The organism is Faecalibacterium sp. I3-3-89, assembly GCF_023347275.1.
Lineage (GTDB): Bacteria > Bacillota > Clostridia > Oscillospirales > Ruminococcaceae > Faecalibacterium > Faecalibacterium butyricigenerans.
Map to the genome: position 1 here is coordinate 906,045 of NZ_CP094468.1, position 12,518 is coordinate 918,562.

The window sequence follows — 12,518 nt, forward strand, 5'->3', positions numbered from 1 at the left end:
TCCCCTCGGTAGGGGAGCTGTCGAGCGAATGCGAGACTGAGAGGTTAAAGATTCAATAAAATATTCACTCGGAACAGGCCGTTTTCGGTCTCGACGGTCATGGAGCCGCCGTATTTGGCTGCGGTGGTCTGGATGGAGACGAGGCCGATGCCCATGCCGTCGTGCTTGGTGGAGTGGAGCGCGCCTTTCTGGCGCTTGAGTACGCCGTCGTACCGGTTTTCGACCAGCAGGCCCAGCATGGCGGGGCTGAGCATCCGGGCCATCACCTTCACCTGCCGCTGCTCGGGCGGGAGCTTCTGGCTGGCATGGAATGCATTTTCCAGCAGGTTGCCCAGCATCATGCAGAGGTCGGCTTCCGGAACGGGCAGCTGGCGGGGCAGTTCCAGCCGCCATTCCACCGGCACGCCGAGCTGGCGGGCCTCATGGTCGTAGTGCCCGGCCAGCGCATCCACGGCGGGGTTGGCGCAGAGGGTGGGGCGCTCCTCACTCAGCTCGGATTCGTACTGGCAGAGGTAGCTTTTCAGCTCCTCCAGCTGGCCGGCTTCGGTCAGGCCGGCGATGACGTGAAGGTGCTGGCGGAAATCGTGGCGCAGATGGCGCGTCTGCTCCATATAGGCCCGAAGCTCGGTGTAGCGGCGGGACTCCACAGCCAGAAGCTGGTTTTCCCGGTCCAGCTGGGCGCTGCGGGTGTACTCCCGGGCCACCTGATACATCTCATACAGCAGCAGGAAGATGCCCAGCAGCGAGATGGAGACGGCCAGCACGGAGATGATCATCAGCCGGTTGATGAGGATGACGCCCGGGTCCAGCGGCATACAGAACATGAGGAAGGCCGCGTAGATGGCGGGCAGCGGCCACGCCGACTGCCAGAAGGCTTCGCCTCGATACTCCCGCAGCAGCCAGCGGCTCCACTGGACCGCGGTGAACCAGAAGAGGATGCAGAGCACCGCCGACAGCCCCAGCTTGAGCAGGGCAGTGGAGACAAGGCAGACCGGCGCGTCGTTGTCCACCTCGGCCCGGGCATTGAGCACGATGGAGAGCAGATTGCAGACGGCGATCATGACGGCAGAGAGGGAGAAGAGAAAGGCTGTCTGCCCGGTCGAGACTGCCGACTCCACCCGCCAGAGCAGCAGCCAGAATGCCGTCAGGAAGATGGGCAGGAGCATCATATTGCTGTTCAGCTCAAGGACAGTGCAGAAAGCCGCCGCCGCAAGATTGATGACGGTGACGAGGAAGGCGGTCAGCAGGGCAGTGCGGCGGGGCGATTTCAGATGCTCCCACAGCGGGGCGAGGCAGAGGAACGCCCCCGGGTAGAGGATGGAGAGGTCCAGAAAATAGCGTCCGAATAAAGTGATGTCCAAGGCAGGGCCTCCTCTCGTCGTCAAAGCTCCCGCCGCATATGGCGGAACTGGTATTGTGTGAACTGGGCGAACAGGGTGTTTTTATCTTTCAGGCGCACCGGCAGGTGGGTGCCGTCCAGCATCTCGAAAGCGTCGCCGTCCAGCCGCAGCACCTTGTCCATGTTCAGGATGACGCCCCGGTTGCAGACGAGGAAATTTTCCTGCGCCCGCAGCAGCTGCTCCACCTGTGCGAAGGTGGAGACGGCCCGGCACTCGCCGTCATCGGTGACGACCCGGACATAGTGGTTCTGGGACATGGCGTACTGGATCTTCCGCAGTGGCAGCTGCACGGTCTGCCGTGCGATGCGGACGTCCAGCTCCGGCTCGGCCCGGAAGAGCACCCGCCGCAGCTCATCGGCCAGCTGAAAGAGCTTCTCTTCCCGGTAGGGCTTGAGCAGATAATCGAAGGGGTGGACGGGAAATGCATCCCACACATACTCCGGCGATGAGGTCACAAAGACCAGCGGCAGGTCCGGGTCGGTGCGGCGCAGGGTGCGGGCTGTGTCGATGCCGTTGGTTCCCTCCATGCAGATGTCCAGAAAAACGGCCTGATAGGCCCGGGAGGGAAACGCCTGCAAAAAGGCGTCGCCGCTCTCGAAGTGGTCACAGACCAGAATGTATCCATTGCCGAACGCCAGCCGGAGCAGACCTTCCAGCCGCTGGGCGTCGGGCAGGCGGTCTTCTACGACCGCGAATCGAAGCTCCATCCTCTCATATGCCTCCTTACGCTCCTATTATAACACACCCGCGCAGCCTTGAGGACAGTCATTCACGCAGGAAATGACCCCTTTCACGCAGGTTTGGCAGCAAAAAAGAGAGACCGGGCGGGCCGGTCTCTCTTTGAAAGAGGATATGGGATTCAGTGCCTGCTCATGGCGCAGACCATCCGGATGAACTCCCGCACCTGCGGCAGCTCACTTTCGCGCTTGCGGTAGAGCAGATAAGTAGAACGGGTAAGAGGGGTGCCGTCGGCGAAGAAGAGCGGCTCCGAGATGCCGTCGAAGTAGTTCAGGCAGATGGACGGCACGATGCTCCAGCCAAGACCGGCATTGACCATGGCCACGCAGGTGGACAGCCCATCCACATTCAGCTGGGCGTCCGGCTCCATCTTGTGCTCCATCAGCCAGCGGGCTTTCATGCTCATGTGCTCGGGGTCAGAGTCCCGGCCGATGTAGCGCAGCTCGCGCAGGGGCACGCTGGCATTCTCCCGGCTGCGGATGAGGCAGACCGGCTCCCGCTCTAACAGGATCTTGCCCTCGTCCCAGTCGTATTCACCCCGCACGATGGCGAGGTGGACGCTGCTGTCCTGCAGCGTCCGGAGACAGTCACGGCTGTGGTTGGTGGAGACTCTGAGGGTGACGTCCGGGCACTGAGCCGTGTAGGCCGCCAGAACCTGCGGCAGACGGTATTTGGAGTAGTCGATGGAGACCTCAATGCGCAGGGTGCCGCAGATGGTGTCCTTGCGCATCTGCAGCTGCTCCCGCAGGGTGTTGAGCTCCCGGGCGGTGCGCTGGATGACCTCCCGTGCGGCCTCCCCGGCGGGGGTCAGGGTGACGCCCTGTTTGCTGCGCAGGAAAAGCGCTGCCCCCAGATCTGCCTCCATGTTCTGGAGCCGCTTGCTCAGGGTGGGCTGGGAGAGGTAGAGCTTTTCTGCGGTGCGGGTCAGGTTGCCGGTGTCGGCCAGCGTCAGGAAGATCAGCAGGTCTTTTTCGTCCATGGGATGTCCCCGTCCTTTTCGTGGTATTTCTTTCAGTATACCGTTTTGCGGACGGAAGCGCAAGGCGGCAGAGCGGCGATCATCTATTGGCGGCGTGGTAGATGGCGATGATGTCGTCGAGGCCCAGCTTTTTGGCCGAGCCGAGGGCAGTGCCGGAGGCCTCGAGGCAGCGGCGGGCCATCTCGTTGATCTGTGCGTCGGTGGGGGCGATGCCCAGCTCGTGGAAGGAGGCGGGCATCCCGATGCTGTGGTAAAAGTCTACCATCGCGTCAATGCCCAGCAGGGCCACCTCTTCGTCGGTGCCGTCTGCCGTCACCCCCATGACATTCCGGGCAAAGCGGACGAAGCGGGGCAGGCAGTCCTTATAAACATACCGTGCCCAGCTGGGCCAGAGGGCGGCGAGGCCCGCGCCGTGGGTCACGTCGAACATACCGCCCATCTCGTGCTCCATTTTGTGGGACATGAAATCGCCGCTGGCGATGCCGCAGCCGGTGAGGCCGTTGTGAGAGAGGCTGCCCGCCCACATCACCTCGGCCTGGGCCTCATCGTTGGCGGGGTCGGTGTGGAGGATGCGGGCGTTCTTCATCACCGTGCGCAGCAGGCCCTCGGCCAGCGCGTCGGTCAGCTCCATGTTGCCGCCGTTGGTGAAGTAGCGCTCCATCGTGTGCATCATGATGTCGGCGCAGCCGGATTCAGTCTGGTAGTCGGGCAGGGTCTTGGTCAGCTCGGGGTCCATGATGGCGAACTTGGGGCGGCTGAGGTCGTCGTTGTAGGCCCGTTTCTGGTGGGTATCCTCGCGGGTGATGACACTGCTGTTGGAGGTCTCGCTGCCCGCCGCCGCGATGGTGAGGATGCTGGCCACAGGCAGGCACTTCTGGGCCTTGCGGGTGTGCTCGTACAGCTCCCAGACATCCTTGTCCAGCTCAGCGAGACCGTAGGCGATGGCCTTGGCGGTGTCGATGACGCTGCCGCCGCCCACTGCCAGAAGAAAGTCGATGCCATTCTCCCGGCCGATGCGGATGCCTTCGTAGACCTTGTCGAGATGGGGATTCGGCACGACACCGCCCAGCGTCCAGCTGGACAGGCCGGCCTCCGCCAGCGACTTCTCGGCCCGGTCGAGCACGCCGGAACGGATGGCACTCTTGCCGCCGTAGACCACGAGGACGCGGGTGCCGCCGTATTCGCGCACCAGCGCGCCCACGCGCTGTTCGGTGCCCTTGCCGAAGATGACCCGGGTGGGGGAGTAGAATTCGAAATTGCTTGCCATTGGCAGACGACCTCCTTTTTGGTTGGAACAAAATAAAACCTGCACTCTCCCGGCGGGAGGATGCAGGCTTCATTGGAAAACATCAGACAAAAAAACCTGCCGACACGAGGCGGTTGCAAGCCCTCTGTCGGCAGGATGCTTACTTCTTCGGAGTCATAGCCTCTTGACCTCGATTTCCTCATTTTTCGGTCTGTACCGGACGTTTCATGGAAGCTTCTCCTTTGAAACGATGAAGAACGATCAGCAGGGGAATGAATTTCTTAGTACATTGGAATGACCCTTTTCTTAACTGTTGGAGTGCGGGATACGAATCACAGAGATGAATTTCATATTACCACATTCTTTCGAGTTAGATTTGCGAAGGGAGCGTCATTACTAGTACATTGGAGTTTCTCCTTTGGAGTTATTCAAATACGATGCTCCGTACAAAAGCTTTCTTCATTTCGAATCACCTTCGGCGGATCTATTTGAACGCGAGGGATCTATTTCACAGACTGTACTGTTATCCGCTTTATTGAATGCTCAAGACCGGCTCTTGTTGTTGTGTTTTTATACGGGGGAAACATCCCGTTTGTGGTGAGCCTCTGTTTTGCTTCTCAGCGAACCCCGACAGTCTGTGCACACTGTGCGGGTTCCATATCAACCATCGGTCTTCGCTCCTTTCTTCTTAAAGTCAGCGGGGTGAGTTCTCATTTGAACTTCTGCTGTACTTCTCTGGTTTCTGGCTTTATTATACACGCACGAGCCTGTTTTGTCTATTCGCAGAGTGCACAATGAATTGGACATACTTTTTCAAGAAACGACCAAAAAACTGTGAGAGTCATACAAATATCAGGACGAAAGATTTTCCCTGCGCCAAAACCGTCTGTGGCTCCGGGCAGGGGAGGCGGTGCAGTAACGAATCTGCCCGAAAATTTTGGGTCGTTCGTGGAAGGATTTGCGCAAAACGGGAGAAAACGGCGAAAAACGCTTACGCGGAGCGGGAGTTTGTGCTATCATAGCGGGCAATGAATGGTAGTCGTGCAAAGACAGACGAAGGTTCCGCCCTCGTCTGTCTTTTTTTGTGCGGCGAAAGTTCCAGAAGACATTTTACCCACAACCAAAAATGAGGAGAAAACAAAAATGCCCAAGACCCTGCTTGAAAAAATCGTCTTTACTCTCGTGATGGCCGCGATCATGGTCTACGGAATGATCGTCTACAATGTCGCCCTCGCCACCGGCGGTGTGACCAACGCCACCTTCGGCATGGCGCTGCATGAAATGCCCATCATGGTGCCGGTGGCCTTCGTGCTGGAGTTTTTTGTAGTGGAAAAGCTGGCCACCGCACTGGCCTTCACCTTTATGCGCCCTTCGGATCGCCCCCAGTTCATCACCTATGCTATCTCCCTGATGATCGTCTGCATCATGTGCCCCATCATGAGCCTTGTGGCGACCGTGCTGTTCAAGGAGCCCAGCTTTGGGACGTGGGTGCATACCTTCGGCTGCAACTTCCCGATGGCCCTGTGCTGGCAGATGTTCTACTGCGGCCCGCTGGCCCGCTTTCTCTTCCGGCTCATCTTCCGCCGCGGGAAACAGTGAGCCTATTATAAACAGGTAATATTATATAAGTTTCCGGTTAACAAAATTTCAGGTATCAAGCGCTTGACAACTATATGAATTTTATATACCCGATATACATGGAGTGTATATTTCTGCCGAGAGTGTTTCATATTACCTCAAAAAATGAAACGAATCGCTAAAAAATGGCTAAGAAATTGGTTGAAATGGACAGTTTGAGAGCGAAATATTGTGCAAGATGTACGACAGTTTCGGCACAAGCGTGAAATAAGATATAACAAAAAGTAGAATATCGACCGAAGGGCTTATCAAATCGGCCCAATCGTGCTATGATACCAGACGCAAAAGGATGCGCTGAGCGCGGAAAGAGGGTGTGTTTCCATGAAAAACGGACGCACCTTCTTTGATTTTCGGCGCGGTCTCTTTGACTAGAGAAACGAAAGGAGATAGAGTGAAAACGAACCACACCCTTACGCTTCAAGATAAGACTCTGCTCAGAAAGGAGGCAAAGCGATGAACGCATTGACTGCGGCCCTGAAAGAAGAGCTGAACGTGGAGATGGTCTCCATCGGCGGCTTGCAGGTGCCGGAATCCGTGGTGGTGAGCTGGGGCATCATGCTCTTTCTGGTGATCGTCTCCATCCTGCTCACCCGGAACCTCAAGGTGGATCACATCTCCAAGCGACAGGCTGTCCTTGAGATGGTAGTCACCACCATCGACGGCTTCTTCATGGGCCTGCTGGGCGAGCAGGGAAGGCGGTATGTGCCCTACCTCATGACGGTGGCTCTCTACATCGCCTGCGCAAACCTCATCGGCGTGTTCGGCATCAAGCCCCCCACGAAGGATCTGAATGTCACCGCTGCGCTGGCACTCATGAGCATCTGCCTCATCGAGTATTCCGGCGTCCGTGCCCGGGGCGGCAAAGGCTTCCTGAAAAGCCTCACCGCTCCTACCCCCATCATGACCCCCATGAACATCCTCGAGATCGCCATCCGCCCCACCAGCCTGTGTATGCGACTGTTCGGCAATGTGCTGGGCGCTTTCGTCATCATGGAGCTGATCAAGCTGGTGGTCCCGGTGTTCGTGCCGGCCATCTTCAGCCTCTACTTTGATTTGTTCGACGGTCTCATCCAAACCTATGTTTTCGTCTTCCTCACCTCGCTGTTCATGAAAGAGAGCATCGGAGGAGAAGAGTGACCCACTCCAAAAGCCTCTCCCAAGGGGAGAGCCAAAGAAGAATATTGATTATAAAGGAGAAATAATTATGAACGGACTCGTAGCTCTGGGCGCTGGCATCGCAGCGCTGACTGGTATCGGCGGCGGCATCGGCATCGGCATCGCCACCGGCAAGGCAACGGAGGCCATCAGCCGCCAGCCGGAGGCTTCCGGCAAGATCCAGACCAACCTCCTGCTGGGCGCAGCTCTGGCCGAAGGTACTGCCATCTTCGGCTTCGTCGTTGCTCTGCTTATCATCCTGTTCCTGGGTTGATCACGGAGGCATGACGAATGCTGACTCTGAATCTGAACCTTCTGTATACAGTCGTCAACATTCTGGTTCTGTTTTTGCTGCTGCGCAAGTTCCTGTACAAGCCTGTCATGAACATCATCGCGCAGCGCCAGAAGCAGGTGGATGACGCCCTGAACGCCGCCGAGACCTCCAAGCAGGAGGCCGCAGCGACCCTGAACGACGCGCAGGCTAAGCTGCGCAATGTGGACGCCGAGGCAGCAGCCCGCCGCACGGCCTACGAACAGCAGGCCGAAAAGGACAAGCAGCAGCTGCTGGCTGATGCCCAGAAGCAGGCCGACGCCATTCTGGCCGAGGGCAAGGCCGCCGCTGAGGCCGAGCGCCAGCACAAGCTGCGTCAGGCCGACGCCCAGACCACCGCACTGGCCCGCGCCATGTGCGAGAAGCTGCTGGCCCGCAGCCTGAACGAGCAGGACGACGCACGCCTGCTGGACGACCTGTTGGAGAAAGCGGGGGCTGAAAATGGCAAGTGAATTCAGCAAGGAGTTCTTTGAGGCCAACCGCATCGTCAAAGCGGACCTCCGTGCCGCCCGCACCCCCCGCGAGGAGGATCTGGACCGGATCAAGAAAGAGGTCTGCAAGCTGTACGACGCCACCGAGGTCATCCTGAATGTCACGGTGGACGACAGCCTCCTCTCCGGCTATGTGCTCCAGATCGGCGACCGCGTCTTTGACAACTCCGGCCGTCACGCCATCGACCAGATGATGGCCGACAAGCCCTCTCTGGCCACCCTCAAGACCCGCATCGAGGACTACAAGCCCGCTGCCACCAGCGAGGAGGGCGGCGTGGTCGTCTCCTCTGCCGACGGCATCGTGGAAGTAGAAGGAATGGACCGCGCTGTCTACGGCGAGATCGTCACCTTTGAGAACGGTGCAAAGGGCATGGTGGAGAGCGTCGAGCCGGGCCGTCTGGGCATCATGCTCTTTGACGGCGCGGAGAGCGTCGGCGTCGGCACCATGGTCACCCGCAGCGGCAAGCGCGCGGGCATCCCGGTGGGCGAGGGCTTCCTTGGCCGTGTCATCGACCCTCTGGGCGAACCCATCGACGGCAAAGGCCCTGTCGAGGCTGTGGGCTACAACCCCATCGAGAAGCAGGCCCCCGGCATCCTCGAGCGCCAGAGCGTGGACACCCCGCTCCATACCGGCATCCTCGCCATCGACTCCATGTTCCCCATCGGCCGCGGCCAGCGTGAGCTGATCATCGGCGACCGCCAGACCGGCAAGACCTCCATCGCCACCGATGCCATCCTGAACCAGAAGGACACCGGCGTGCTCTGCATCTATGTCGCCATCGGCCAGAAGGCTTCCTCCATCGCCCGCGTGGCCGAGGACCTGAAAAAGCATGGTGCCATGAGCTACACCACCATCGTGGCGGCGACCGCCTCCGACAGCGCCCCGCTGCAGTACATCGCCCCCTATGCGGGCACGGCGCTGGCCGAGTACTTCATGGCGCAGGGCAAGAGCGTCCTCATCGTCTACGACGACCTTTCCAAGCATGCGGTGGCCTACCGTGCCATCTCGCTGCTGCTCCGCCGCTCTCCGGGCCGTGAGGCCTACCCCGGCGACGTCTTCTATCTGCACTCCCGTCTGCTGGAGCGCTCCTGCCGGATGAGCGACGCGCTGGGCGGCGGCTCCATCACCGCTCTGCCTATCGTGGAGACGCAGGCCGGCGACGTGTCCGCCTACATCCCCACCAACGTCATCTCCATCACCGACGGACAGATCTTCCTTGAGAGCGCCCTCTTCAACGCCGGCAACCGCCCGGCCGTCAATGTGGGCCTGTCCGTCTCCCGTGTGGGCGGCGCAGCCCAGACCAAGGCCATGAAGAAGGCCAACGCCAACCTGCGCATCGAGCTGGCCCAGTACAAGGATATGGAGTCCTTCGCTCAGTTCAGCTCGGATCTGGACGCCGAGACCCGCCATCAGCTGGAACACGGCAAGGCCCTGACCGAGATGCTCAAGCAGCCGCTCTATCAGCCCAAGACCGACGCCGAGCAGGTGGTCATCCTCGTGCTGGCCTCCCACGGGATGCTGGACGATGTGCCCCTCGCGGAACAGCGGGCACGCACCGCCGCCTTTGTGCGTCAGTTCCATGCAGACGTGTCCGGCACGATGGACGCCATCACGGCCACCGGCAAGCTCACCCCCGAGCAGACCGACACCATCCTGAACGCATGGAAGGCCTACGAGGGAGGCGAGAGTCATGGCGTCCAGTAAGCTGCTGAAAGAGCGCATCGAGAGCATTCAGGACACCCGCAAGATCACGAATGCGATGTATCTGATCTCTTCCTCCAAACTGCGCAAGGCACGCAGGAATTACCAGAACGTCCTGCCCTACTTCACCCGCATGAGGGACACCATCTCCCGTGTCGTCCCCCATCTGCCCGAGGAACCGGTGCACCCGTATTTCCACGAGCGGCAGCGGGAGGACGGCAACCCCCGCCGCGCCTATCTGGTGCTGACGGCGGACAAGGGCATGGCAGGCTCTTTCAATCAGAACGTGCTGAAGCTCCTGCTGGAAAAGGCCGATGAAAACGACCGGTTCTATGTCATCGGTCAGGTGGGCTACCGCGCCCTCCGCAAGGACCCCCGGCTGGTGAAGGAGTTCCAGTACGGCGCGACGGCACCGTCTTTGCAGCGTGCCCGTGACATCACGGTGGACGCCATCGACGATTTTAAGTCGGGCAAGCTGGATGAGATCTATCTCATCTATACCAAGATCCAGAACGCGCTCACCAGTGAGCCGGTCATGGAGCGGCTGCTGCCGCTGGACCGCGAGCATCTGCAGCCCGCTCCCAAGGGTCTGGGCGATCCCCGCGGCGAGGTGGAGCTGGTGCCCGATGCTTGGACAGTGTTCGAGCAGACCGCGCCCATCTATATGCACGGCATGATCTTCGGCGCCATGACCGAGAGCTTCTGCGCCGAGCAGAGCGCCCGCATGACGGCCATGGACTCGGCCACCAAGAGCGCAAACGATATGATCCGCGACTTGCAGCTGGAATACAACCGCACCCGCCAAGGCTCCATCACACAGGAGATCACCGAGATCATCGGCGGCGCGTCGGCGGTGAAGAATCAAGAATAACAAAACGAGGCAAATCTATGATACAGGGAACTATTATCCGCGTAGCCGGCCCTGTGGTGGACGTCCAGTTCGCCGCAGGCCGACTGCCTGCCCTGCAGGAAGCGCTGACCGTGACCGCAGAGGGCACTGAGCGCACGATGGAGGTGGCGCAGCACGTCAACGAATCGACGGTGCGCTGCATCATGCTCTCGGCCAGCGAAGGTCTGGGCAAGGGCATGGTGGTCACTGCCACCGGCCACGGCCTGACTGCCCCGGTGGGCGAGGCCACGCTGGGCCGTATGTTCGACCCGCTGGGCCGCCCCATCGACGGCAAGGGTCCGGTGGACGAGGTGCCCCACTGGCCCATCCACCGCAAGGCCCCCAGCTTTGCAGAGCAGAAGCCCGCTACTGAAATTCTGGAGACCGGCATCAAGGTCATCGACCTGCTGGCTCCCTACGCCAAGGGCGGCAAGATCGGTCTGTTCGGCGGTGCAGGCGTCGGCAAGACCGTCCTGATCCAGGAGCTGATCCATAATGTGGCCACCGAGCACGGCGGCTACTCCATCTTCACCGGCGTCGGCGAGCGCTCCCGCGAGGGCTGCGACCTCTGGGGCGAAATGAACGCCTCCGGCGTCCTCAACAAGACTGCGTTGGTCTTCGGCCAGATGAACGAGCCTCCCGGAGCACGTATGCGCGTGGCCGAGACGGGCCTGACCATGGCGGAGTATTTCCGTGAGGAGACGCATAAGGACGTGCTGCTCTTCATCGACAACATCTTCCGCTTCGTGCAGGCAGGCTCTGAGGTCTCCGCCCTGATGGGCCGTATGCCCTCCGCCGTCGGCTACCAGCCCACGCTGGCAAACGAGCTGGGCGCTCTGCAGGAGCGCATCACCTCCACCCGCGACGGCTCCATCACCTCGGTGCAGGCTGTCTACGTCCCTGCCGACGACCTGACCGACCCCGCCCCCGCCACCACCTTCGCCCATCTGGACGCTACCACCGTCCTGAGCCGTAAAATCGTGGAGCAGGGCATCTACCCCGCCGTGGACCCGCTGGCCTCCACCTCCCGTATTCTGGAAGCAGACATCGTGGGTGAGGAGCACTACCGCGTGGCCCGCAAGGTGCAGGCGACGCTGCAGCGCTATCAGGAGCTGCAGGACATCATCGCCATCCTCGGCATGGATGAGCTGAGCGAGGAAGACAAGCTCACCGTCACCCGTGCCCGTAAATTGCAGAAGTTCCTCTCCCAGCCCTTCGCGGTGGCCGAGAACTTCACCGGCCTGCCCGGCAAATATGTGCCGCTGGCCGAGACGGTCAAGGGCTTTGCCGCCATCGTGGACGGCAAGTGCGACGACCTGCCCGAGTGGGCCTTCTTCAACGTGGGCACCCTCGACGACGCCCGCAAGAAGGCAGCGGACAAGCTGGCGGAGGAAAAAGGCGGTGAGGCCTGATGAACAGCTTCATCCTCAACATCACGGCCTCCAGCGGTGAGTTCTATCAGGGCAGCTGCGAGAGCATGGTGCTGCCCGTGAAGGACGGCGTCTACGGTGTGCAGGCCGGTCACAGCCCGGTGCTGGTGGCCATCCACATGGGAATGCTCAAGTTCACCGTGGACGGCGAGACCCGGGAAATTCTGGTCGGTGACGGCATCGCCGAGGTGACGCCCACCTTCGTGCTTTTGCTGGTGGACAGCGCCGAGCGGCCCGAGGACATCGACAAGAACCGCGCCGAGGCCGCCCGCATCCGCGCCGAAGAGCGCTTGCAGCACAAGCAGAGTATGCACGAGTACTATCAGACAAAGATCGCCCTCGACCGTGCCATGCAGCGGCTGCAGACCGCATCCAAATACAAGCGTTAAGACTCCTTTCGAACATAAGCGATATTTCTCCAATTTCTCCAAAGCAGAGGGCCTGCCTGTCCATTTTACGGATGGGTGGGTCCTTTTGCGTTTCCTTTGACAGAGAAGGGGGAAAGTGATATGATTCTGG

General features: G+C 60.3%; 12 protein-coding genes. 8 read left to right on the forward strand and 4 right to left on the reverse strand.

What is annotated here, in order from left to right:
• Positions 1-44: 44 nt before the first annotated feature.
• The 4 genes from MTP38_RS04275 to MTP38_RS04290 all read right to left on the reverse strand — a co-directional run bounded on the left by MTP38_RS04275 (position 45) and on the right by MTP38_RS04290 (position 4,384).
• Positions 45-1,361 carry a sensor histidine kinase gene (locus MTP38_RS04275; protein WP_249234352.1) on the reverse strand — a complete coding sequence of 439 codons (1,317 nt, stop codon included), beginning with the start codon at positions 1,359-1,361 and terminating at the stop codon, positions 45-47.
• A gap of 20 nt (positions 1,362-1,381) precedes the next feature.
• The gene (locus tag MTP38_RS04280; RefSeq protein WP_227619941.1) at positions 1,382-2,107 is read right to left on the reverse strand and encodes a LytR/AlgR family response regulator transcription factor; all 726 of its coding nucleotides are present in this window, start codon (positions 2,105-2,107) and stop codon (positions 1,382-1,384) included.
• A gap of 152 nt (positions 2,108-2,259) precedes the next feature.
• Positions 2,260-3,117, reverse strand: coding sequence for a LysR family transcriptional regulator (locus MTP38_RS04285; protein WP_249234353.1), 858 nt, complete (start codon positions 3,115-3,117; stop codon positions 2,260-2,262).
• Between the two features lie 79 nt (positions 3,118-3,196).
• On the reverse strand, positions 3,197-4,384 hold the full coding sequence (locus MTP38_RS04290) for an iron-containing alcohol dehydrogenase (protein WP_249234354.1): 1,188 nt from the start codon (positions 4,382-4,384) through the stop codon (positions 3,197-3,199).
• A gap of 1,122 nt (positions 4,385-5,506) precedes the next feature.
• On the opposite strand from MTP38_RS04290, the gene MTP38_RS04295 reads away from it, so the two are divergent.
• The 8 genes from MTP38_RS04295 to atpC all read left to right on the forward strand — a co-directional run bounded on the left by MTP38_RS04295 (position 5,507) and on the right by atpC (position 12,388).
• Positions 5,507-5,962 (forward strand): DUF2798 domain-containing protein, encoded by a 456-nt coding sequence (locus MTP38_RS04295; RefSeq protein WP_249234355.1) that lies wholly within the window; start codon positions 5,507-5,509, stop codon positions 5,960-5,962.
• A 492-nt stretch (positions 5,963-6,454) separates the two neighbouring features.
• Positions 6,455-7,138, forward strand: a complete 684-nt coding sequence (locus MTP38_RS04300) for a F0F1 ATP synthase subunit A (protein ID WP_249234356.1) — start codon at positions 6,455-6,457, stop codon at positions 7,136-7,138.
• Positions 7,139-7,205: 67 nt separating this feature from the next.
• Positions 7,206-7,430, forward strand: coding sequence for an ATP synthase F0 subunit C (atpE, locus tag MTP38_RS04305; RefSeq protein ID WP_015563599.1), 225 nt, complete (start codon positions 7,206-7,208; stop codon positions 7,428-7,430).
• Between the two features lie 17 nt (positions 7,431-7,447).
• A complete protein-coding gene (gene atpF, locus MTP38_RS04310; RefSeq protein WP_249234357.1) occupies positions 7,448-7,939 on the forward strand; it encodes a F0F1 ATP synthase subunit B in 492 nt (163 codons plus the stop codon).
• Positions 7,929-9,683 carry a F0F1 ATP synthase subunit alpha gene (atpA, locus tag MTP38_RS04315; protein WP_249234358.1) on the forward strand — a complete coding sequence of 585 codons (1,755 nt, stop codon included), beginning with the start codon at positions 7,929-7,931 and terminating at the stop codon, positions 9,681-9,683. Before atpF ends, atpA begins: the two co-directional genes overlap by 11 nt.
• Complete coding sequence (gene atpG, locus MTP38_RS04320; protein WP_227619933.1) at positions 9,670-10,551, forward strand: ATP synthase F1 subunit gamma; 882 nt, start codon at positions 9,670-9,672, stop codon at positions 10,549-10,551. The genes atpA and atpG overlap by 14 nt, the downstream gene beginning before the upstream one ends.
• Positions 10,552-10,568: 17 nt before the next feature.
• Entirely contained in the window at positions 10,569-11,981 is a 1,413-nt protein-coding gene (gene atpD / locus MTP38_RS04325; RefSeq protein ID WP_249234359.1) for a F0F1 ATP synthase subunit beta, read from the forward strand.
• On the forward strand, positions 11,981-12,388 hold the full coding sequence (gene atpC, locus MTP38_RS04330) for an ATP synthase F1 subunit epsilon (protein ID WP_227619931.1): 408 nt from the start codon (positions 11,981-11,983) through the stop codon (positions 12,386-12,388). The genes atpD and atpC overlap by 1 nt, the downstream gene beginning before the upstream one ends.
• Positions 12,389-12,518 lie beyond the last annotated feature (130 nt).